The 22021-nt window shown below is 71.5% G+C and carries 23 protein-coding genes; 13 read left to right on the forward strand and 10 right to left on the reverse strand.

Annotated features, from left to right (window positions below; translation table 11 throughout):
- Nucleotides 1-48: 48 nt before the first annotated feature.
- Both IEJ02_RS38395 and IEJ02_RS38400 read right to left on the reverse strand, forming a co-directional pair.
- On the reverse strand, nt 49-885 hold the full coding sequence (locus IEJ02_RS38395; RefSeq protein ID WP_191069028.1) for an ABC transporter ATP-binding protein: 837 nt from the start codon (nt 883-885) through the stop codon (nt 49-51).
- The gene (locus IEJ02_RS38400; RefSeq protein WP_223865153.1) at nt 882-1607 is read right to left on the reverse strand and encodes a FadR/GntR family transcriptional regulator; all 726 of its coding nucleotides are present in this window, start codon (nt 1605-1607) and stop codon (nt 882-884) included. The genes IEJ02_RS38395 and IEJ02_RS38400 overlap by 4 nt, the downstream gene beginning before the upstream one ends.
- 177 nt (nt 1608-1784) lie before the next feature.
- On the opposite strand from IEJ02_RS38400, the gene IEJ02_RS38405 reads away from it, so the two are divergent.
- Nucleotides 1785-2507 (forward strand): 3'-5' exonuclease, encoded by a 723-nt coding sequence (locus IEJ02_RS38405; RefSeq protein WP_191069029.1) that lies wholly within the window; start codon nt 1785-1787, stop codon nt 2505-2507.
- 217 nt (nt 2508-2724) lie between these two features.
- Nucleotides 2725-3318 carry a TIGR03086 family metal-binding protein gene (locus IEJ02_RS38410; RefSeq protein ID WP_317986023.1) on the forward strand — a complete coding sequence of 198 codons (594 nt, stop codon included), beginning with the start codon at nt 2725-2727 and terminating at the stop codon, nt 3316-3318.
- Nucleotides 3319-3509: 191 nt separating this feature from the next.
- On the opposite strand, the gene IEJ02_RS38415 is transcribed toward IEJ02_RS38410, so the two are convergent.
- On the reverse strand, nt 3510-4430 hold the full coding sequence (locus tag IEJ02_RS38415; protein ID WP_191069030.1) for a phosphotransferase enzyme family protein: 921 nt from the start codon (nt 4428-4430) through the stop codon (nt 3510-3512).
- Nucleotides 4431-4688: 258 nt separating this feature from the next.
- Here IEJ02_RS38415 and IEJ02_RS38420 point away from each other — a divergent pair, with 258 nt between their 5' ends.
- The 4 genes from IEJ02_RS38420 (at nt 4689) to IEJ02_RS38435 (ending at nt 9147) form a co-directional block, all read left to right on the forward strand.
- A complete protein-coding gene (locus IEJ02_RS38420; protein WP_370467189.1) occupies nt 4689-5660 on the forward strand; it encodes a carbohydrate ABC transporter permease in 972 nt (323 codons plus the stop codon).
- A gap of 59 nt (nt 5661-5719) precedes the next feature.
- Nucleotides 5720-6589: a carbohydrate ABC transporter permease gene (locus IEJ02_RS38425; protein ID WP_191069054.1), complete on the forward strand. Its 870-nt coding sequence runs from the start codon at nt 5720-5722 to the stop codon at nt 6587-6589.
- Entirely contained in the window at nt 6589-7875 is a 1287-nt protein-coding gene (locus tag IEJ02_RS38430) for an ABC transporter substrate-binding protein (protein WP_191069031.1), read from the forward strand. The genes IEJ02_RS38425 and IEJ02_RS38430 overlap by 1 nt, the downstream gene beginning before the upstream one ends.
- 234 nt (nt 7876-8109) lie before the next feature.
- The gene (locus IEJ02_RS38435) at nt 8110-9147 is read left to right on the forward strand and encodes a CDP-alcohol phosphatidyltransferase family protein (protein WP_191069032.1); all 1038 of its coding nucleotides are present in this window, start codon (nt 8110-8112) and stop codon (nt 9145-9147) included.
- On the opposite strand, the gene erm is transcribed toward IEJ02_RS38435, so the two are convergent.
- On the reverse strand, nt 9048-9992 hold the full coding sequence (gene erm / locus IEJ02_RS38440) for an ErmE/ErmH/ErmO/ErmR family 23S rRNA (adenine(2058)-N(6))-methyltransferase (RefSeq protein WP_317986024.1): 945 nt from the start codon (nt 9990-9992) through the stop codon (nt 9048-9050). The genes IEJ02_RS38435 and erm overlap by 100 nt on opposite strands.
- 576 nt (nt 9993-10568) lie before the next feature.
- Complete coding sequence (locus tag IEJ02_RS38445) at nt 10569-12848, reverse strand: MMPL family transporter (RefSeq protein ID WP_191069033.1); 2280 nt, start codon at nt 12846-12848, stop codon at nt 10569-10571.
- A 382-nt stretch (nt 12849-13230) separates the two neighbouring features.
- Here IEJ02_RS38445 and IEJ02_RS38450 point away from each other — a divergent pair, with 382 nt between their 5' ends.
- On the forward strand, nt 13231-14451 hold the full coding sequence (locus IEJ02_RS38450) for a S8 family peptidase (protein WP_191069034.1): 1221 nt from the start codon (nt 13231-13233) through the stop codon (nt 14449-14451).
- Nucleotides 14452-14549: 98 nt separating this feature from the next.
- Nucleotides 14550-14873, forward strand: a complete 324-nt coding sequence (locus tag IEJ02_RS38455) for a cupin domain-containing protein (RefSeq protein WP_191069035.1) — start codon at nt 14550-14552, stop codon at nt 14871-14873.
- Here the strand turns inward: IEJ02_RS38455 and IEJ02_RS38460 are convergent.
- Nucleotides 14870-15469, reverse strand: coding sequence for a Uma2 family endonuclease (locus IEJ02_RS38460; RefSeq protein ID WP_223865164.1), 600 nt, complete (start codon nt 15467-15469; stop codon nt 14870-14872). The genes IEJ02_RS38455 and IEJ02_RS38460 overlap by 4 nt on opposite strands.
- A 257-nt stretch (nt 15470-15726) precedes the next feature.
- Here IEJ02_RS38460 and IEJ02_RS38465 point away from each other — a divergent pair, with 257 nt between their 5' ends.
- Together IEJ02_RS38465 and IEJ02_RS38470 are read left to right on the forward strand one after the other, a co-directional pair.
- Nucleotides 15727-16668, forward strand: a complete 942-nt coding sequence (locus IEJ02_RS38465; protein ID WP_275562016.1) for an STM4015 family protein — start codon at nt 15727-15729, stop codon at nt 16666-16668.
- Between the two features lie 38 nt (nt 16669-16706).
- Nucleotides 16707-17852 (forward strand): wHTH domain-containing protein, encoded by a 1146-nt coding sequence (locus IEJ02_RS38470; RefSeq protein WP_191069038.1) that lies wholly within the window; start codon nt 16707-16709, stop codon nt 17850-17852.
- Here the strand turns inward: IEJ02_RS38470 and IEJ02_RS38475 are convergent.
- Nucleotides 17818-18021, reverse strand: coding sequence for a DUF397 domain-containing protein (locus IEJ02_RS38475; RefSeq protein ID WP_191069039.1), 204 nt, complete (start codon nt 18019-18021; stop codon nt 17818-17820). The genes IEJ02_RS38470 and IEJ02_RS38475 overlap by 35 nt on opposite strands.
- A 2-nt stretch (nt 18022-18023) precedes the next feature.
- Entirely contained in the window at nt 18024-18881 is an 858-nt protein-coding gene (locus tag IEJ02_RS38480) for a helix-turn-helix domain-containing protein (protein ID WP_191069040.1), read from the reverse strand.
- 192 nt (nt 18882-19073) lie between these two features.
- Between IEJ02_RS38480 and IEJ02_RS49330 the strand changes: the two genes are divergently transcribed.
- The gene (locus IEJ02_RS49330; protein WP_223865154.1) at nt 19074-19244 is read left to right on the forward strand and encodes a hypothetical protein; all 171 of its coding nucleotides are present in this window, start codon (nt 19074-19076) and stop codon (nt 19242-19244) included.
- Complete coding sequence (locus IEJ02_RS49335) at nt 19241-19399, forward strand: hypothetical protein (RefSeq protein WP_223865155.1); 159 nt, start codon at nt 19241-19243, stop codon at nt 19397-19399. The genes IEJ02_RS49330 and IEJ02_RS49335 overlap by 4 nt, the downstream gene beginning before the upstream one ends.
- A gap of 413 nt (nt 19400-19812) precedes the next feature.
- Here the strand turns inward: IEJ02_RS49335 and IEJ02_RS38490 are convergent, their stop codons facing one another.
- On the reverse strand, nt 19813-20508 hold the full coding sequence (locus IEJ02_RS38490) for an alpha/beta hydrolase (protein WP_191069041.1): 696 nt from the start codon (nt 20506-20508) through the stop codon (nt 19813-19815).
- Nucleotides 20509-20584: 76 nt separating this feature from the next.
- Between IEJ02_RS38490 and IEJ02_RS38495 the strand changes: the two genes are divergently transcribed.
- Nucleotides 20585-21142: a TetR/AcrR family transcriptional regulator gene (locus tag IEJ02_RS38495; RefSeq protein WP_191069042.1), complete on the forward strand. Its 558-nt coding sequence runs from the start codon at nt 20585-20587 to the stop codon at nt 21140-21142.
- A gap of 105 nt (nt 21143-21247) precedes the next feature.
- Here IEJ02_RS38495 and IEJ02_RS38500 read toward each other — a convergent pair whose 3' ends face one another.
- Nucleotides 21248-22000, reverse strand: a complete 753-nt coding sequence (locus IEJ02_RS38500) for a sirohydrochlorin chelatase (protein WP_191069043.1) — start codon at nt 21998-22000, stop codon at nt 21248-21250.
- Nucleotides 22001-22021: the final 21 nt, after the last annotated feature.

The following is a 22021-nucleotide window of genomic DNA, read 5'->3' on the forward strand; positions in this document are numbered from 1 at the left end:
GTGCGGCTCCGCCGCGTGGGGGCTCCGCCCCAGACAGCTCGACACCCCTCAGGAGCCGCTGCCTCGGTACGGGGGCCGCAGGGCGCGGGCGGCCCAGCGGCCGTCGGTGCGGCTGATGCGCACCGGGTGGTCGAAGCACTTGGTGATGTGGTCGGTGGTCACCACCTCGTCCACCGCGCCCGACGCCAGGCACTCCCCGGTGCGCAGCAGCATGGCGTGGGTGGTGCTGGCGGGCAGCTCCTCCAGGTGGTGGGTGACCAGGACGGTGGCCAGTTCGGGGTGGTCCCGGCGCAGGGTGTCCAGGCTCTCCAGCAGCTGCTCACGGGCGGCCAGATCCAGACCGGTGGCCGGTTCGTCGAGCAGCAGCAGCCGGGGGAGGGGCATCAGCGCCCGGGCGATCAGCACCCGGCCGCGCTGGCCCTGCGACAGGGTCGGCCAGCGCGCGTCCAGCTTCCCGCCCATGCCGAGGGTGGTCAGCAGCCGGTCGGCCCGGTCGCGCTGGTCGGGGGTGGGGCGGTGGCGGGGGACCGGCTCCACGGTGTTGGTCAGCCCGGTGAGCACCACGTCCCGCACCCGCAGCGGGGAGCGCAGCGGATGCCGGGGATCCACATGGCCCACGAACGACCGCAGCTCGCGCAGGTCCACCCGCCCCAGCGTGCGGCCGAGGACCTCCACCGTGCCGCGCGTCGGGTGCACCAGCGCGCCCGCCAGGCTGAGGAGGGTGGACTTGCCGGCGCCGTTGGAGCCGAGCAGCGCCCAGTGCTCGCCCTGGTGGACGGTGAGCGAGATCGAGCGCAGCAGCGGGGCGCCGTCGCGCACCACATCCACATCGCGCAGCCTGAGGACGGGGACGGGGACGGGGACGGGGACGGCCGGGGCGGTCACGGGGCCGCCACCTCCTTTTCGCTGGTGTCGCTTTCGCTTTCGTATGCGCGCGTGTCGCTGCCGAAGAGTTCCATGACGGCCTCGAGGTGGGAGACCGTGGCCGCGATCGCGGCGTCGGCGTCCCCGCGCGCCAGCCCGTCCAGCAGCTCGGCGTGGGCGCAGGACACATCGGGCAGCGCCGGCTCATGGCTGACCATCTCCACCAGCGCCTCGCGCAGGACCGGCAGGACGGAGGCGAACAGGCCGAGCAGCACGGCGTTGCCCGACAGCTCCACCACGGTCCGGTGGAAGGCCAGATCGGCGTCCACGAAGGCGGACGGATCGCCTCCGGCCCGCTCCTCGCGCAGTGCGAGGTGGTCCCGCAGCCGCCCGATGTCCTCGGGGCGGATGCGCCCGGCGGCCAGCCGGGCGGCCTCGACCTCGAGGGCGCGGCGCACCTCGTACACCTCCCGCAGCCGGGCCCGGCGCAGCAGCCGCCGCATATCGCCGTCCCCGGCGGGGGCCGGGGGGCGCGCGGCGTAGGTGCCCGATCCGTGGCGCACCTCGACCAGCCCGTCATGGGCCAGCAGGCGTACGGCCTCCCGCACCGAGGAGCGGCCGACGCCCAGTTCGGCGGCGAGCGCCACCTCGTTGGGCAGTCGCTCGCCGGGCCGCCAGCGGCCCTCGGCGAGCATCGCGCGCAGGGCGCTCTCGATCCGCGGCACCACGGGTCCGTGCCGCAAGCGTGCCGTCTCCGCCGCCACCGCGCCGCCTCTCCCTGAACGATCATCCGAGCACGGCGGACTCTAACACAAAGTCCTCAGACGTCTGAGGACTTGGTACGGGGCACCGGCCGTTGTCAGTGGTGCATGGGAAGGTGGTGCACACATGGGGGAAGCACGACAAAGGGAGGGGCGGCCATGGGCTGGCACCGGGGGCTGCTGATCGGATTCGACCTGGAGACGACGGGCACCGATCCGCGGACGGCACGGATCGTGACGGCGGCCGTGGTCGAGGTGAGGGGCGGGGAGCCGGTCGGGCGGCGCGAGTGGCTGGCCGACCCCCAAGTGCCCATCCCCGACGACGCCGTGGCGGTGCACGGGATCACCGGTGAGTGGGCGGCGGCGGAGGGCAGGCCCGCGCGCGAGGTGGTCGAGGAGGTCGCCGAGGTGCTGGTGGCCCACTGGCGCGCCGGCGCCCCGGTGGTGGCGTACAACGCGGCGTTCGATCTCAGCCTGCTCGCCGCGGAGTTGGGGCGGCACGGGCTGCGCCCGCTGAGCGAGCGGCTGGAGGGCGCGGAGACCGGCCCCGTCGTGGATCCGTACACGATAGACCGCGCCGTCGACCGCTACCGCAAGGGCAAGCGCACGTTGGAGGCCGTCTGCGGGGAGTACGGAGTGGTGCACGACCGCGCGCATGACGCCGGGGCGGACGCGCTGGCCGCGGTGCGGGTCGCCTGCGCGCTCGCCGAGCGGTACGGCGAGGTCGCCGGGCTCGAGCTGTGGGACCTCCACCGCAAGCAGGTGGGGTGGTACGCGCACTGGGCGGCCGACTTCCAGTCCTGGCTGCGCCGCAAGGGCACCCCGGACGCGGTGGTGGACGGCGGTTGGCCGCTGCGGGAGGCGGGGGCCGTGGTGGGGTGACCGGGGCAGCGGCCCGCCGGGCGGACAGCGGACAGCGGATAGCGGAGCGCGCGGCCGCAGCGCGTACGGCCGCAGCGCGTACGGCCGCAGCGCGTACGGCCGCCGGTCCCGCACCGATGAGTTTCCGGCGGCCGCCCGGTCCGTACGGGTGAGGGGGACAGCCGGTCCGTACGGGTGAGGGGGACGGACCGCGGACTCGAGCGAGGAGAAGACGACCGTGACCGACGAACAGACCACCATGATCGATTTCGGACCCACAGCGCAGCGGGTGACGGCGCTGCTCAGCGGCGTCTCGGACGAGCAGCTCACCGCGCCCACACCGTGTGGCGCCTACACCGTGGCCGATCTGCTCGACCACTTCATGGGGCTCGCCCTCGGCATGCGCCACGCCGCCGAGAAGACCACGACCGGGGCGGGCCCCGCCCCCGGGCAGGGGTCGGCCGACCGGCTGGACCCCGACTGGCGGCAGGAGCTGCCTCGCCGCCTGGACGCGCTGGCCGTGGCCTGGCGCGAGCCGTCCGCCTGGCTGGGCACCACGGAGGCCGGGGGCGTCACCATGCCCGCCCAGATGATGGGCATCGTGGCGCTGGACGAGCTGGTGATCCACGGCTGGGATCTCGCCCGCGCCACCGGCCAGCCCTACGACTGCGATCCCGGCAGCGTCGAGACCATCATCGGATGGCTGTCGGCGGTCCCGGACGAGGAGCGCCCGAAGGAGCTGTTCGGCCCCAGGGTCCCCGTCCCGGCCGACGCGCCGCCGCTGGATCGCGCGATCGCCTTGAGCGGCCGCGACCCGGGGTGGCGCGCCTGAGCCAATGCCGCACGGCGCGTTGGCCGGTCCGCCCGTACGCCTGCGGCGGGCTGCTCCCCTCCCCGCCCCTTCCCGAAACTGGGGCTCCGCCCCAGACCCCGCTCCTCAAACGCCGGAGGGGCTGGAAGGCGGGGCTCCGCCCCAGGCCTCGGGGTCCAGGGCCTGCCCCTGGACCGGGGGGAGCCGTTCGCTCAGAACGTGTGCCAGCGCACCGCCGTGTCGCCCTCACGCAGGGAGGCGATGCGGCGGGCGAACTCGGCGCGCGCCGCCGGGTTGCCCGGGGCGTGCTGGGAGACCCAGGCGCAGCTGGCGGTCTCGCGTGCGCCCCGCAGCACCGCGCGGCCGGGCCACTCGCGGACGTCCCAGCCGTACTCCGCCACGAACGCGTCGTATTCCGCCGCGCCGAGCCCATAGCGGTCCCGGGACAGGTCCATCACCACCAGATCGTGCTCGCGCAGATCGTGCGAGAAGGTCTCCAGGTCCACCAGCACCGGGCCGTCCGGGCCGATGTGCACATTGCGCGGCAGCGCGTCGCCGTGGATCGGGCCGGGGGTGAGGCGCGGGGTCAGCTCCTCGACGGCGGCCGCGAAGTCGTCCCGGCGGGCGCGCAGATACGCCGCGTCCGCCGGGTCGATCGCGTCCCCGGCCAGCCGCAGCCAGCGCTCGACTCCGCCCAGCAGATCGCGGCGCGGCAGCGGGAGCGGCGCCGGGTCGCCGGGCGGGTCGGGCAGGGCGTGCACCATCCGCAGCAGCTCCGCGAGGTCGCGCGCCCCGGCGGGGCGTACCGGGTCAGGAAGCCGCTGCCAGTACGTGACGAGATGGTTGGCGAACGGAAGCGGCTGCTCGGAGCCGAAGCGCCGGTCGGGGCGGACCGCGGGCAGCCCCTCCCGGGCCAGCCAGTCGGCGATCCTCAGCTCCCGGGCGGCCCGGTCCCACACCTCCAGGTCGCGGCTGATCCGGACCACCAGGGAGAGGCTGTCGACGGCGAAGACGGCGTTCTCACCGAGGGCCAGCAGCCGGGCCTCCGCCGCACCGGCTCGGTAGGGCGGCAGCGCGGCCGAGAGCACCGCCCGCGCCCGCTCCTCCGTGAACGCGACCTCCGCCACCGCCATGCCCCTTCTCCTCGCCCTCCTCGCCGACCTCTTCCTGCCGACGGCCAAGTCTCGCATTGAGCCCTGCGCCATGTGCCGTACCGAATGTGCCGTACCGACGACCGCATCGACGTCCGTAGCGCCGTACCGACGGCCCGATCGACCGTCGCGTCGTCTGTCGCAGGCAGAACCGCTTGACTGCACCGCCCGCCCTCCGCACGATGACGTGGGCTCTCCCACCCGGGCCGCCCTCCCACCGCGTCCGAAGGGGGCCCAGCCGTGATACCCGCGACCGCCGACCCGGCGCGCTCGGACCCGGGCTCCGCCAAGGGGCGGGGCTCCGCCAAGGGGCGGGGCTCCGCCAAGGGCCCGGGCGGCCGCGTGACGCGCCGTCAGGGGCCCGCCCACGGGGCGTGGTTCCTGGTCCTGCCCGCGCTGATCCCGATCCTCCTCCTCAGTGTCGGCCCGCTCCTCTACGGCATCGCGCTCGCCTTCACCGACTCCCAGGCGGGCCGCACCGAGCCCACCCAGTGGATCGGGCTGCTCAACTTCCAGGACCTGCTGCGCGACACCCTCTTTTGGGAGTCGTTCCGGATCGGCCTGGTGTGGGCGGTGGCCGTCTCCGTACCGCAGTTCCTGCTCGCGCTCGGCCTCGCGCTGCTGCTCCACCAGGACCTGCGGTTCCGCTGGCTGTCGCGGGCGCTCGCGATCGTCCCCTGGGCGATGCCGGAGGTCGTGGTCGGCATCATGTGGCGGCTGGTCTACCACCCCGACGCCGGGGTGCTCAACGAGACGCTGGGCACCCACCGCGACTGGCTCGGCAGTCTGTCCACCGCCCTGCCCGCCGTCGTCGTGGTCGGCATCTGGGCACGGCTTCCGCAGGTCACGGTCACCCTGCTGGCCGGGCTCTCGAATGTGCCGCGCGAACTGCACGAGGCCGCGGCCATGGACGGCGCCGGTGCCTGGCGCCGCTTCCGCGCCGTCACCTGGCCCGCCATCAGGCCCATCGCCCTCGCCATCAGCGCGCTCAGCTTCATCTGGAACGTCAACTCCTTCGCGCTGGTCTACGTCCTGACGGGCGGTGGGCCCGGCGGCCGCACCCGGCTGCCGATGCTCTTCGCCTACGAAGAGGCGTTCCGCTACGGCCAGTTCGGCTACGCGGCGGCGATGGGCTGTGTGCTGGTGGCGGTGGTCTCCATCCTGCTGGCCGTCCATCTCGTGGCCCGGCTGAAGGGGGACGAGGACGCATGAGCACCCGCCCCACCGACAGGCGTCCCCGCCCCGACGCCGCGCGCCGCGACCCCAGCACCATGCGTAGCCCCGCCGCCGTGCGTCGCGGCCCCACCGCCAGGCGCCGCGCGGCGCGCACCGGCCAGTACCTCGCCCTCCTCGGCTATCTGGTCTTCCTCGCCTTCCCTCTGCTGTGGCTGGTCTCCACCGCGTTCAAACCGCCGCGCGAGCTGGCGAGCCTCCACCCCGGCTGGATCCCCGACCATCCCACCCTCGACAACTTCCGCCAGGCGTTCGAGGAGCAGCCGCTGCTGCGGTCCGCGGGCAACAGCCTGATCGCCTCCCTCGCCGCCGCGGTCATCACCGTTGTCATCGCCACCCCGATGGCCTATGTGATGGCCCGCCACCACCGCTCCTCGCTGTCCCGGGCGGCCACCGGCTGGATCGTGGTCAGCCAGGCGTTCCCCTTCGTCCTGGTGATCATCCCGCTGTTCCTGGTGCTCAAGGAGGTCCGCCTGATCGACTCCCTCACCGGGTTGATCATGGTCTACGTGGTGTGGTCCCTGCCGTTCGCCCTGTGGATGCTGGCCGGGTACGCACGGGCCGTACCGCGCGAGCTGGAGGAGGCCGCGGCCGTGGACGGCGCGGGCAGACTGCGGGTGCTGATCTCCGTCACCATGCCGCTGCTGACCCCTGGCATCGTGGCCACTGCCCTCTTCGCGTTCATCACCGCCTGGAACGAGTTCTTCTTCGCGCTCGTCCTGCTCAAATCCCCGCGGAAACAGACGATGCCGATCATCCTCACCCACTTCATCGGAACCGAGGGCGTCGCCGATCTCGGCCCGCTCGCCGCCGCCTCCCTGCTGGCGACGCTGCCCTCGCTCGTGCTGTTCGCGTTCATCCAGCGCCGGATCACCAGCGGCACCCTGGCCGGGGCGGTGAAGCACTGATGCGCCGCCGAACGCTGCTGGCCGCGTCCGCCACCGGGGCGCTGCTGTCCGGCTGTGCGCCCGAGCGGCGGCGGGCGACCGGCGGCCGGATCACCCTGCGCTTCCAGTCCCTGGCCTGGCAGCGGGAATCGGTGGCGGCCAACAAACAGCTGGTGGGGGAGTGGAACGCGGCCCATCCGGACATCCGGGTCGAGTACGTCCAGGGCAGCTGGGACGGCGTCCACGACCAGCTGCTCACCTCCTTCGAGGGCGGTGAGGCCCCCGACATCATCCATGACGCCACCGACGACCTCGCCGACTTCGCCTACGGCGGCTATCTCGCCGATCTCACCGATCTGCTGCCCCGGCGGCTCAAGGCCGAGATCCCGCCCCGGACCTGGCAGACCGCCACCTTCGACGGTGGCGTCCACGGCGTGCCGTTCCTCCAGGAGCCGCGCGTGCTCATCGCCAACCGCACGCTGCTGGAACGGGCCCGGGTGCGGATCCCCACCCCCGAACGGCCCTGGAGCTGGGCCGAGTTCGAGGACGCGGCCGAAGAGCTGACCCGCGACGGGACGTACGGGGTGGCCTGGCCGCTCAAGGAGCCGGTCTCCGCGACCCTCAACCTCTCCCTCTCCACCGGCGGCAAGGTCTTCCACCGGGGCGCGGACGGCAAGGTCACCGTCCGGTTCGACCCCGCCGACCAGCGGGTGCCCCGCGTCATCCACGACCAGCTGGGCGGCGACCGCACCGCCGCGCGGACCACCCTCGGCATGGGCGGCTCCGACACCCTCCCCGGCTTCTTCGGCGGGAAGTACGCCATGGTGCCGCTCGGCTTCTCCTACCGCCAGCAGATCACGCAGCAGGCGCCCAAGGGGTTCGCCTGGACCGTACTGCCGTCCCCGGCCGGGCCCGGCGGCGACCAGCGGCAGGGGGTCAGCCCGCAGACGCTGTCCATCGCCGCCGACAGCCCGTACCAGCGGGAGGCCGCCCGCTTCATCGACTTCCTCCTGCGCCCGCCGCACATGGTGCGGCTCGCCCGGGGCGACTGGATGCTCCCCACCGGCCGGACCGCGCTGCGGGACCCCGCCCTGCACACCCGCCGCCACGGCTGGGCCACCGGCACCGCCCTGGCCGGACAGCTGCGCCCGGCGCCCGCCCAGACGGTGCGCGGCTACCCGGAGTGGAAGGACAAGGTGGCCACCCCGGCGCTGCAGGAGTACTACAGCGGGGCGATCGGAATGGGGGAGCTGCGGGAGCGGCTGGTCGACGACGGGAATCTGGTGCTCGCCCGCTACCAGCGGTAGGACCCGCCCCGCCCCGCGCCGTCTCGCCTCGCCCCGCGCGGCCCCGCGCCGCCTCGCCCCGCCTCGCCCCGCGCCGTCCCGACCAGCCGCCGACGCACCTGGTCCTGCCATGGACCCGGTCCTCCAAGCAGACCGTTGACCCCCGGCAAAGGTTGCCCTTGCCCGACCTTGTCTCTTCTCTTAATGGCTTCTTACCTTCAGGTGAATTCATGCCTAACGCCAGGAAGATTGACCATGCCCCGAGACATACCGCCGCTCGCCGAGGTCCGCCGGATCACCGAGAAGAAGCGAGACGCGTGGTGGACCGTCATGCTCGTGGACCCGGTGGCCACACCGCTGGTCCGCTGGACCGCCAGGTACACCCGAGCCACCCCCAACCAGCTCACCTGGGGTGCGTTCCTGGTGGGCCTCGGCTCCGCCGCGTGCTTCGCTCAGGGCGACTGGAGATGGCTGCTGCTCGGGGCCGTGCTCTACCACGTGAGCTTCATCTTCGACTGCATGGACGGCAAGCTGGCCCGGCTGACCGGCACCGGCTCGGTCTTCGGGGCCTGGCTGGACTTCGTCTTCGACCGGATCCGGGTGCTGGTGTGCGCGGTCGCCCTGATGGGCGGTCAGTACGCGCGCACGGATGACGTCCTGTATCTGTGGCTGGCGCTGGCCGTCGCCTCCCTGGACGCGCTGCGCTACATCGACTCGCTGGAGATCTTCAAGATCCGGCACGGGATGCGCAAGCAGATCAAGGCGCGGATGCGGGCGGCCCGCAAGGCCGAGAACCAGGCCGAGCTGGCCTTCATGGAGGACCTGCTGCGGGAGAACCCCGAGGCCGACCTGGAGACGGACCGCGACACGGTGGCTCCTTTGGAGCCGGTCGCTCCTCGGGAGCCGGTGGCGGCCCAGGAAGCCACGGCGGCCCTGGAGGCCACGGCCGCCTCGGTTTCGGCCCCGGCCGCGCGCCGCCCCGCCGTCGTCGATCTGCACCAGGAGTTCCGGCGCCGCTTCCCGTGGTGGGTCCGGTGCCGGAACTTCCTGCAGCGCCACCGCATCCGCGCTCATCTCATCAGCGGTATCGAGTTTCAGATGGGCGTGTTCATCATCGGCCCGGCCGTCGACGCGGTGGTGGCGACGACCGTCGTATCGGGCGTGCTGCTGCTCGTCTTCGAGCTGGCCATCATCTACAAGTTGCTGTTGTCCACCCGGGACTTCACCCGCACCATCAACTCCTTCGAAACGGCCGAAGCACGCGTTCCGGCCACCACCTCGGTCAGCTCCTGAGCGAGGACCAGCCACTGCTCCGGTGTCACATACGCCACCACCACGTCCCGCCCCAGCCCGGCCGCCCGGAACGCCCGGTCGAGCGCACGGGCGGGGCAGACCCGGCGCAGTGACGCGTGGAGCGAGCCGCCGACCCCGGTGAAGCCCAGCTCGACCAGGTCCGCGTAGGCGGACCGGGCCGCCGGGTCGGTGAGCAGCGGCCGCGGCCGCCGGGTCAGCCGCAGGATCCCGCCGTCCACCGCGGGCACCGGCCGGAAGGCGGTACGCGCCACCCGCCCGCACAGCCGCCACTCGACCTCCGGCCAGGACCGTACGGTCAGCAGGGACCAGCGGCCGTAGTCCCCGGTGCGCTTACGGGCGTACTCCGCCTGGGTGAGCAGCGTGGCGGAGGTCAGCCGGGGCACCGCCCGCAGCGCCCAGGCCACGATCTCGGCGGTACGGGCGTAGGGCACGTTGCCGACCAGGGCGAACGGCTCACGCGGCGGCGCCGCGGTCAGGAAGTCCTGGTGCACGACTCGGACCCGCGGACAGCGGGCGAGCCGTTCCCGCAGCCCCGGGATCAGATGCCGGTCGATCTCATAGCTGATCAGCTCACGGCAGCGCGGGGCCAGCGCCTCGGTGAGCGCCCCCTTGCCCGCGCCGACCTCCACCAGGAGATCGCCGGGCCCGGGGCGGGCGGCGCGGACGACGCGGGCGACGGCGCCCGGGTCGACGAGGAAGTTCTGCCCGTACGCACGCCTCGCCCGGTCGCGTTCGGTACGGCGCGGCTCGGTGCGGGGCGCTCCGGTGTCGCGGCGCGGTTCGCCACCGCGCGGGGCATGGGGTTGATGTCGATTGCGGGCCACGGCCACGGTCCTTTCGGAGCCGGGCGGGCGGCAGCAGCGCGGAACGGGCCCTGCCGCCCGTCCCGGAACGAGTGATTCCTGGACTGGCGGGGGCCCTGGCCGAGGGCGCGTGGATGGGTGCGATCAGCTCACAGCGAGAGATCGATGGGAAGTCTGGCGTGTCAGCCGCTCAGGTGGCGGAACCACCCCGACGGCGAACCGTTCACAGACTCGGAGAGACACCGGGCGCGTCCGGGCCGGCCAGGGCACCGGGGCCGCGCCGCGGGCGGCGGGCAGGCAGAGGAAGGGCGCGCGCACACGCCACCCGGGCACAGCCACGAGTGATGCGGGTGAACACGCCGATGCCGGGACTTCCGCCCATCGGTGTACTCCTCCCGTGCGCGCGTACGCGAAAGGACGCGTATGCGGATCTCCGCCGTATCCCCGCACCGTAGGGACCGGCCGGGCCGCCCCGCAACGCCTTTTCGCACCGCACCGCACCGCCCCACGCCCCCACCCCCGAAACACCGAACCGGTCACACGGCCCGAAGGCCGTGTGACCGGTTGAGGGTTGTCAGGATGTGCGGGACGAGGTCGTCAGACCCGCGCGGGCCGGGGCCGTTCGTCCGCTTCCGGCCTCGGGGAAACACCCGCCAGGGTGCTGGGCCGCCGGGCCGGGGCGTGCTCGTCGTGGGCCAGGTCCGGGAGCCACCCCAGCCACTTCGGCAGGTACCAGTTGCGCTCGCCCAGCAGCGACATCACGGCCGGGAGGAGCACCCCGCGGATGACGGTGGCGTCGATGAGGACCGCGGCCGCGAGGCCCACGCCCATCTGCTTCATGGACTGCATAGACAGCGTGCCGAAGATGGAGAAGACCGCGACCATGATGACGGCGGCGCTGGTGACCACGCCCGCCGTCGTCACCACGCCGTGCACCACCGCGTCCTTGGTGGTGCGGCCGGCCAGGTGCGCCTCGCGGATCCGGGAGACCACGAAGACGTGGTAGTCCATGCTCAGCCCGAACAGGATCACGAAGAGGAACAGCGGCAGCCAGGACACGATCGCGCCCACGCCCTCCGCGCCGACCAGCCCCGCGCCCCAGCCGTGCTGGAAGACCGCGGTGAGGATGCCGTACGCGGCGCCCACCGACAGCAGGTTGAGCACGATGGAGGTCACGGCGACGGTGAGCGACCGGAAGGACATCAGCATCAGCAGGAAGGCGAAGACCACCACGAAGGCGAAGACCGGGGTGACGGCCGAGCCGAGCTTGTCGTTGAAGTCCTTGGAGGAGGCGGTCGAGCCGCCGATGGGGGCGTCCACGCCGTCCACCGCGCCGAGGGTCGCCGGGCGCACCTCGTTCCGCAGCACCTCCAGGCTCTTCTCGGCCTTGCCCTCGTCCGAGCCGCCGATCAGCGGCACCTCCACCACGGCCAGGTTCTGCTTGTGGTGGACGGTCACCTCGACCGGGCCCTTGGAGGCGCCCTTCGCCACGGCCTCGGTACGGAAGCGGGCGATCGCGTCGCGCACCGGCGCCGCGTCGATGTCGTCCGCCTTCACCACGACCCTGGCCGGGTCGGACCCGCCCGGGAACGCCTCGTCGATGTGGTTGTACGCGTTCACGACCGGCAGCCGGTCGCCGAACTCCTGGTCCAGGGTGAGGTTCGCGGTGTTCATCCCCACGGCGGGGACGGCCAGCGCGATCAGCGCGCCACCGGCGAGGGCCAGCGACAGCTTGGGGCGGCGCAGCACCGGGCGGAGGACGGCGCGCCAGATCCGGCTCTCGGTGCCGCCGCGCCGCTTGGCGCGGCCCAGGAACGGCACCCGGCCCTTCTCCACCCGCTCACCGAGCAGCGAGAGCAGCGCGGGCAGCACCGTCACCGAGCCGACCATCGCCACCGCCACCACCATCAGCGTGGCGAGCCCCATCGCCTTGAACTCCGCGATGCCGGTGAAGAGCATGCCCGCCATCGCCACGATCACCGTGACGCCGGAGACCAGGATGGCGCGGCCGGAGGTGGCCGCCGCCACCCGCAGCGCGGTCTGCGCGTCCCGCCCGGCGGCGCGCTCCTCGCGCTCCCGGCGCAGGTAGAACAGGCAGTAGTCGACGCCGACGGCCAGCCCCACCAGCAGCATCACGGAGTTGGCGGTGTCACTCATGTGCACCCAGTGGCTGACCACCGCCACCAGACCGGTGGTGGCCAGGAACGCGGTCATCGCGAGCGCCACCGGCAGCAGCGCGGCCACCAGCGCACCGAAGACGATCAGCAGGATGCCGAGCGCCACCGGCAGCGCGGAGTACTCGGCCTGGGTGAAGTCGTCGCCGAACGCGTCGTCGAACGCCTTCTGGCCGCTGGCGTCGCCGAACTCCTCGATCCGCAGGGCCTGGTGGCCGTTCTGCGCCTTCTCCACCGCGTCCAGGACCGGCTGGATGTGGTCGGCCGCCTTCTCCGCTTCGCCGCGCATCTCGAACTGCACCAGCGCGGAGCGCCGGTCGGCGGAGATGGTCTTGGTCTCGTACGGGGAGCGGAGCGCGGTCACCTGGCCGGTGTCGCGCACGCCGGCCATCACCGCGTCGACCGCCTTGCGGAAGGCCGGGTCGTTCGCGGTGAGCCCGCCGCCCTTCGCCTGGATCAGCACGGTTTCCCCGGCCGCGTCGTCAATGCCCGCCTCGTCGAGAATCTTCGAGACGCGCCCGGACTCGCCGGGAACCTGCTCGCTGTCCGTCACATCGACCCGGCCCGTCATCGAGCCGACGGCCAGGGCGAGGATGACCAGCAGCACCCAGCCCCCGACCGCCGCCCACCGGTGACGGGCGCTCCAACTGCCCGCGCGCGCCGCTATCCCGCGCGGCCTCTCCAAGCGGCCTGTGTCCGCCACGACATCCCCTTATGCCCTGGTGGCGGACCGTCCCGCCACTCGTGGACGACGCTAGGCCGTGGCGTCGGGCCGACCCATCCTGCTGACCGGTGAACCGTCCGGTGGTTCCCTCCAACCGTGGAAGGGGGGACAGCCCTACCCTCCCTGATACGAGCCCCTTACACGCAAAGGGCGTTGACCTCGAGGTCGGGAAGCGGTCGAAGCGGAGAACGTTGCCTATGTCACACCTTGGTGGGGATCTTGAATTGACCCGTACTCATCAGTCAGGGTTTTGTCAGAACCGGAGTGGCCCCAACACACTCCGGATCGGCCGCACTTGAGGGATCGGACGCGATCCGGGTGCGGATTACCCCCCACAACCGCACGAGGAGGAACCCTCGTCATGGCAGTTCACAAGCAGCGCAACGCGCGTCGACTCGGTCTGGCCATAGCCGCCGCGACCGCCGTCACCGCCGGTGTCTTCGTGGCCGTTCCGGCCGGCGCCACCACCGCACAGCCCGCCGAGGGCACCGTCTACGGCACCCAGGCGAAGAACGCCGTGGACGGCAGCTACATCGTCATGCTCAAGGGCGGCAAGAGCGTCAAGGCCGCCGCCGAGGGCAAGGACCTCGCCGAGCAGTACGGTGGCAAGCTGCGCCGCAGCTACGACTCCGCCATCAACGGCTTCTCGGCCAGCGGGCTGTCCGACACCGAGGCCAAGCGGCTGGCCGCCGACCCGTCGGTCGCCAAGGTGGTCCAGAACCACCGCTACACCATCAAGGGCACCCAGGAGAACCCGCCGTCGTGGGGCCTGGACCGGATCGACCAGGAAGACACCCAGGGCGACAAGAAGTACGCCTACCCTGACAGCGCGGGTGAGGGCGTCACCGCGTACGTCATCGACACCGGTGTCCGCACCAGCCACAAGGACTTCGAGGGCCGCGCCACGTCCGGCTTCGACGCGGTCGACAACGACGACAGCGCCGATGACGGCAACGGCCACGGCACCCACGTGGCCGGCACCATCGCCGGTGCCGAGCACGGCGTCGCCAAGAAGGCCAAGATCGTCGCGGTGCGCGTGCTGGACGACCAGGGCTCCGGCACCACCGAGCAGGTCGTCGCGGGCATCGACTGGGTCACCGAGAACCACGAGGGCCCGTCCGTCGCCAACATGAGCCTGGGCGGCACCCCCGACGAGGCCCTCGACGCGGCCGTGCAGAAGGCCATCGACTCCGGTGTCACCTTCGGCGTGGCGGCGGGCAACGAGTCGGCCGACGCCAGCCAGAGCTCTCCCGCCCGGGTGAAGGACGCGATCACGGTCGCCTCCAGCACCGACCAGGACGAGCAGTCCGACTTCTCCAACTACGGCGACGTGGTGGACATCTACGCCCCCGGCTCGGACATCACCTCCGACTGGAACACCGGCGACGACGCCACCAACACCATCTCCGGCACGTCGATGGCCACCCCGCACGTCGTGGGCGCCGCCGCCGTCTACCTCAGCGGCCACCAGGACGCCAAGCCGGCCGACGTGGCCAAGGGGCTGACGGACGGCGCCACCGCCGACAAGATCTCCAACCCGGGCGAGGGCACCCCGAACAAGCTGCTGAAGGTCGTCGAGTAAGACCCCAGCACCAGCAGGTCCCCAGGGGCGCAGCCGGGTGGCGAGACCAACCGGCTGCGCCCTTGGGCGGTCACACCACCGGTGCCACGCTGGGCGGCATGAACCTCACGGATGGATATGTGGCCGCGGCGGTCGAGAACGCCCCGGCGAAAGAGCTCTTCCCCGGCATCCGCCTGCGCCCCCTGTGGACCGGTGACAACGGCGCGAAGACGCACGTCCTGGAGATGGACCCCGGCACCTCATGGGAGGGCGTGGACGTCCATGAACCGGGTCCCGAGGAGGTCTTCGTGGTCTCCGGCACCTTCAACGACGGCGCCCACGACTACCCCGCCGGCACCTTCATTCACGCCCCCGCCGGCTCCTCCCACATCCCCCAGACCACCACCGGCTGCACGCTCTTCGTGTTCTACCCGGAGGGCTAGGGCCGACCCCTGCGGGCCAACCTGCCGCGCAGCGCGGGAACATCGAGGTCGACGGTGAACTCTCCAGCGACCTCCACGGCCTGCTTGCCCGTGATCGTGGCGACCTCGCGGTAGGTGTCCGTCGCCAGCTCATGCGCCACTACATGCAGGTCGGGTTGCAGCTCGACCCGCCAGTAGGCGGGCACCTTCGCCTGAGCGTAGAGTGCGGGCTTAAGGATGCGGTCCATCGACTGATTGCGCGGGGACACGATCTCCACCAGCAGGACCATCGCCTCCAGTGGCACGATCAGCGTGTCCCATTCGACGGCGGAGTGGTCCATGACCGCGATATCCGGGATGAACAACCTGGATTCGGTCCTCACATTCACCGTCTCGGCTGCCACGAATGGCGCGCCGGACCTCTCCAAGGAGTCCTCGAGCTGTTTGTGCAGCTCGTAGGCCACGGTTTGATGGGCCAGGCTGGGGGCGGGAGACATCATGAGGACACCGTCCACGACCTCGAAGCGGGCGCGTGCCGGATGCTCCGGGAGTGCAAGGACGTCCTCGACCGTCCAGGGGCCTTCGTGATCATCGATTCGCGTCTTAGCGACGCTCATGATCGTCACCACCGCCTCCTCGTGTGTTCCTTGGCTCCAGCATGGCACGCAGCTCTGACACCCGCCGACACTTCCAGCCCGAGTCGTGAGGCGGCGGCCATAAGATGCGAATATCACCCACAGGAGTGAATCGAACACATAGCGGTAACGAGCGGTTCTGTCATGACACCACCTGGACCATGTTGTCGGAGACTGCTGGTAGAACATGGCGATCAGCCGTTGGACACGGAAGCCTCGGGAGCCTGCTCTTGTCGTATGTGCAACACGTCCAGAACTTCTACGGGTTACCGGTGCTGACCGTTCCGCCGTATACCCCCGCCACGCTGCTGCCCGATGCCGCTTCCGTGGCCTGGCGTCTGGAGACCGGGCCGTACGCGACGGACGAGGACGCCGAGGACTGCTGGGAGCGGTTCACCAGCACGGTGGAGCTGGAGAAGGTGCGGGCGCTGGTCCTGGGCTACGGCATGGACGGCGTGTCCCGGCTCACCGACCTGAGCTCCCGGCTGACCGGTCTCGAAGCGCTCTTCCTGGGCGACATGGAGGACGAGGAGGAGATGATCTCCTCGATCCGCCAGTCCGACCTCGCATCGCTCCTGGAGGCCTTCCCCGGGCTGCGGGAGCTCGTCGTCCGTGGTGGTGACGGGCTGGACTTCCCCGTCACCGGGCACGCGGGGCTGCGGGTGCTGCGGGTGGAGTCCGGTGGGCTGCCGCCGGAGGCGGCGGCGCACATCGCGGCCGCCGATCTGCCCTCGCTGGAGCGGCTGGAGCTGTGGCTGGGCGACGACGACTACGGGGGCGGCACCACCGTCGAGCAGCTCGCCCCGCTCCTCGCGGGTGACCGCAAGCCCGCGCTGCGCCACTTGGGGCTGCAGAACAGCCCCATCCAGGACGAGCTGGCCGCCGCGCTGGCCTCCGCACCGGTCGTGCCGCAACTCACCTCGTTGAGCCTGGCCATGGGCACGCTCTCGGACGAGGGCGCGGAGGCGCTGCTGCACGGGCAGCCGCTCACCCACCTCGAGGAGCTCGACCTTTCGCACCACTTCCTCAGCGAGGCCATGATGCTGCGGATATGGACGGCGCTGGAGCCCGCGGGGGTCCGGGTGAACCTGCGCGGGAGGCAGGAGGAGGACGACGAGGGCTGGGGGGACGAGGACGACGAGTACGAGGGAAGCGGCCGCTATATCGCGGTGGCCGAATGACCCTCCGGCCCGATCCCGCCGCTTCCGAAAGGTCCATCATGCCGAACAGCACCGAACCGCTCACCCGCATCCGCATCGGACGTGACGTCTCCTGGATCGAGCCCGACCGGCGGGTGCCCTACGGACACGTTCTGTACGCCGCCGCCATGTCCGAGCGCACTCCCGCCGCCATCGTGTCGACCCTGACCGAACTGGGCTTCGCCGACATTGAGTTGCCCGCGATCCCGCTGCCGCTCACGGTGGACCCCGATGACGCGCTGCTGCTCAAGGCGGACACGTACAACCTCTCGTGGCTCGAGGTCGGCACGCCCGTGCCACTGCGGCATCTGCTCGCCGCTGCGGGTCGGCAGGGCCTGAGCCCCGCCGATGCCGCACGGCGGCTGACCGCCTTGGGCTGGACGGTCCCGGCCCCTCATCCGCTCCCCGAGACCCCGGACCCCCGGGACATCGTGCTGATCCGCACCGACCCTCGGGGCAATGGGGAGTGGCTGGACTGGGGCGGGGAGGCGTCGAGCGGGCATGTGCGCGCGGTGGCCACGACCCTGCGGTGCAACCCGCACACCGTGGCCACGCGCCTGATCGCGCTCGGCATCCGGCTGCCGTACACCCCCGAACCCGCTGACGAGCGGATCCTGGAGGACCCCCAGGGGTCCCTCGGCCACGTCCTCACCGTCGCCCAGGAGACCGGCCGCCGTCCGGCGGACATCGTCGCCCGCCTGGCGGAGCTGGGCCACAATCACCCGAGCGCCGTGCCGGACCCCACGGAGCCGGACGACCTGGTCATCCTGAGCGAAAACCTCGACGGCCGAGCCCCCTGGCTGGAGCGGAACAACGTGGTGGGGGTGCGGTTGCACCACATCCTGCGCGCCGCCCTCGCCACGCGCCGGAGCCCCGCGGACATCGCCGAACGCCTGGCCACACTGGGCCACTGGCTCCACGAGAACGCGAACGTCCCCGCCACCGTGGACGAGGAGGACATCCGCCTCCTGGCCACCGTCGACCGCTCCTTCCTCGACGGCGTCCACCTCGAACACGTCCTCCACAGCGCGAGCCGCACCGGCAGAAGCCCGGCAGACGTCGCCGCACGCCTGACCGCCCTGGGCTACCGGCTGCCCGACGAGGTGGACTACCCGGACGTGCGCCCCATGGCTACCGCCGGAAGTGGTCAAACGCCCCCGCCTTGACGGCGCGTATGAAGGTTCTGAGTCCGCCCGGTGTGGTGGTGAGGATGTCGGCGGGGGCGTCGCTTTCCCGAAGCTTGATCTTGCCGTCGACGGGGAGGAGTTCGACGCAATGGTTGTCCTCCCCATTGCCGGAGAACGAAGACTTCCGCCACGTGGCCGGGCTCGACATGGTTACCTCTCTCGTATTTCCTGTGCGATGCGGTGGATGAAATCCCGAGACGCCCCTACCGCGAGGGAAGAAGCCTCGGCCTTGTCCAGTAGCGCGCGGTATCTCGTGAGTTCTGACTCCGCGTCCATCCAGAACGAGCCGTGCATGGCATCGATCTGCGCGGTATCGAGCTTGGGAACGGGCCCGCCGACGTAGAACATGGAGTTTCCGGCTCCGCCGAAGCCGTCCACATCAAAAGGGATCACCCTGACGGTGACGTTTGGGCGCTCCGACTGTTCCAGGATGAAGGCGAGCTGCTCGCGTGCGACCTTCCGGTCGGCTACGCGTGTGCGCAGGACACTTTCGTGAATCAACGCCGAGAACGCGATCGCCGAGTCCTGGGACAACACCTCCCGCCGCCGTACGCGGAAGGAGACCAGCGTGTCGAGATGTTGTGGCGGTAGCGGAGGAACGGCGTAGGCCATGAGCGCCCGGATGTACGCCTCGGTCTGCAGGAGTCCCGGGACGTAGGAGGCTTGAAGCATGCGCATGTAGGTTGCGTGGTGTTCCAACTCGGCAAGGTCCAGTGCGCCATGCGCGAGAAGGCCCCGGTACTCCTCCCACCATCCCTTGCCACGCTCACCCGCCATGGCAACCAGTGCGTCGATCAGCGCGGTGTCGAAGCAAGCGTATTGAGAGGCCATATAGCGCAGCCGTGCCTCGCTGATCCCGGCCTTGCCCGCTTCGACCTGACTCATCTGGATGGGGTTCGTACCGATCAGCTCGGCCGCCCGGCGGGCGGTCACACCAGCCGCTTCGCGCATCTTGCGCAACTCAGCGCCGAGTCGGCGCTGTCGTGCTGTGGGCTGACTTCTCGGCATGCTCTCTTCTCCTCCAGGCTGTTCGGCAGTCTGCCGTGCGCGACGACGCAGGTCCAACGCCCCATAGCTGCGAGCATAAGGTTGTGTCAGCATAACCTTATGCTCTACTGTGAGTGACGCACTCATCACGTAGTGGTGGTCGGTCGCCGGAAGCGTATCTGCCCCTTCATGCCTGCTCTCTCGGAGGTCCACATGCAGACACCGGACACCTCGGAACCCTTCGACAAGGAACTCTGCGACCTCGTCCTCGCCATCGTGCCCAGGCTCTTCGCCGTCGTCCAGGAGTGCGAAGTGCGGCCCGGGCTGAAAGACGGGTGTGTCGCGGCGTGGGGGTGGTCTTCGACGAGGGGCCCGTCCACGTGATCACGGCCGACGGCACCGGCCAGATGGTTCTCAACTCGCCCGAGCGGGCCCTTCGATGGTTCACACGAGGCAGCGGTGAGGACGGCGTGACAGCGCGGCTGGTGTGGCTCAGCCGGTCGGGGAGCGCCGCGCTCGATCATGCCGAGGCCGCTTGACCATCGATAGTCTGCGCAGAGGCACTCGCCCCGTTCAAGCACCCTCACGGCGCGTCGCCCGTCACCAACGTCCCCGGACAGCACAGCTAGAGCCCTCGACGGTGGCGGTGCGCTTCTCCTTCCTCACCATTGTTTTTCCTGCGGGAACTCCTGGGGCCCTCGACGCACCAGACTCACGACCAGGGCCTTCGGGTGACCCCGTGCCGGAGCACGGGGTCAGCCGAAGGCCGCCCGCATGCCCGCCGAACTGCGAGCCGTCCGGCCGGTCGACGTCGTCGCCGACGAGAGCGGGCAGGGCGTCGACGTCCTGCCCATCGCAGGCCAGGCAGGCCCTCGACAGCAGTTCTTCCCAGGCACTCATGACACGGTCTCCTGGTCCTCGGTTCGCCGGCCCAGCTCGTCCGCGGCTGCCGTCACAGGCTCAGCAGCAGGTCCCGGACCGCGGCAGGCTGGGACAGGAACGGGTGGTGGCCGGTCTCGAGTTCGACGACGCTGCCGGCCCGGCGGGCGAACTCACGCTGCAGCCGCGGCGGAGTGCCGCGGTCCTGGGCGCAGACGAGGTACGTCGAGGGCACCTGCTGCCATGCGGCCGCCCCGACCGGCTGTCCGGTCACCTGCACGCTCTGCCGGGCGAGGTGGTCCGCCGCCTGCGCCTGGACCTCAGGGTCACAGTCCTGCAGGAACGTGTCCACCAGCAGCTCGGGGCGGACCCCGAAGGTGCCGGCGTCGGGGTCGACGTCGAGGAACGGGGCGGGGCTGCCGTCCCCGAACTCCGACAGGCTCTGCCCGACCTCGGGCAGATAGCTGGAGACCAGCAGCAGGTGGCGTACCGACCCGATTCCCGCGGCGGCTTCCGCAGTGACGATGCCGCCGTAGCTGTGGGCGACCACGACGGTCGGCTCGTCGCCGGCCTGCAGCACCTGCCGCACCGCGGCAACGTCCTCGGACAGCCCCGGACCGCCGACGCCGCCAGGCAGGTCCGCCTCTCCGCAGCTCGGCAGCGCCGGGGCCACGCTCGGCACCCCTCGTTCCCGCAGCAGCTCGGCGGTGCGGTGCCACCACCACGACCCGTCCCGCACACACGCCCCATGCACGAATACGACCCTCATCGCTGCCTCCACATCCGCGTTGACTGGCTTTCGATCAACGGTAGACGTAGCCGTCGTTACGTGAAAAAGTCGAGACGTGGGCAGGCGACCGCAACCGCACATCAAGGAGAGGCTGCTCGAGGCCTGCGCTGATCACGCCCTCGCGCACGGCCTCCCCGACCGGCTCGAACCGCTGGCCACCGCCACCGGCACCTCGGCCCGCATGCTGATTTATCACTTCGGCACCCGCGACGCCCTGCTGCGGGCCGTCCTCGGGCGCGCACGGCAACGCCAACTCGACACATTCGGCGACCTCCTGCGGGTGCGGCCCGACGAGCCCTACACGACCACCCTGTATCGCGCCTGGACCTCCATCACCGGCCCGGACGGCCAGCCGTACCTGCGCATGTTCGGTCAGTTGCGGGAGAGTACGGAGCAGCAGCTATGGCCCAACTTCCGGCGCACCGCGACGACCGACTGGCTCGGGCCGCTCGAGGACGGTCTGCGCAGCATCGGCCGGCCGGATCTCGCGACGCTCGTTCTCGCTGTCATCCGCGGTCTCCTCATGGACCTCGACGCCACCGGCGACACCACCCGCACCGACCAGGCCTTCCGCGACTTCCTCGGCGCAGTCGAGCACCTGTCCAGCGGTTAGCGGGCCACCAGGGCCAAGGACAGGCACGCTCCCCTACCCGGTACTCGTCATGGACTCCAACGGCATCAGGGCCCCGAGTCGGGCGCGTTACGGCTCGCCGGCCCGCTAGGCCGTCAGCAGGGCCGGAGGTGCCGTGCGGGCCTCGTCGTAGCGGTGGAGGAGAAGGCGGGCCAGTTCCGGGGCGGGGCCCAGGACCGGGGCCAGGAGGTCGGCGCCCGCGGCTTCGGCGCCGTGGGCGATGCGGTCGGGGAGGCGGCCGGGGGCGATGACGTAGGGGGCCACGGCCACCCGGCGGACGCCCTCCGCGCGCAGGGCGCGGACGGCGTCCTCGGTGCGGGGAAGAGAAGCGGAGGCGAACGCGGGTCGCACGGCGCACCATCCGGTGTGCCGCCACTCCCGCGCGATTTCAGCGATCACCGCGATCGCCTCCGGGTCGGTGGACCCCGCCGAGGCCAGGACGACCCCGGTCGAGGAGCGGTCGGCGGGGCGCAGCCCCGCCTCGTGCAGGCGGCGTTCCAGGGCGTCCACGAGCAGCGGGGACGGGCCCAGGACCTCGGCCTGGCGGACGGAGAGGCGGGGGTGGCGGGCCGTGGCCTCGCGCAGCACCGCCGGGAGGTCGGTCTTCGCGTGGAAGGCGCGGGTCAGCAGCAGCGGGAGGGCGATCACCTCGGTGGCGTCCTCCGCGGCGAGGCGGGCCAGCACCTGCGGTACCCGTGGCGCGTTGAACTCCAGGAACGCCGCCTCCACCCGCAGCCCCGGCCGCAGCGACCGCACCCGCGCGCACAGCGCGTCGACGGTCGCCGCATGGCGGGGGTCGCGGCTGCCGTGGGCGATGATCAGCAGGGTCGGGGCAGACATGGTGATGGCTTTCCGTGGCCT

The organism is Streptomyces sp. 5-10 (genome assembly GCF_014712245.1).
GTDB classification, from domain to species: Bacteria; Actinomycetota; Actinomycetes; order Streptomycetales; family Streptomycetaceae; genus Streptomyces; species Streptomyces violaceusniger.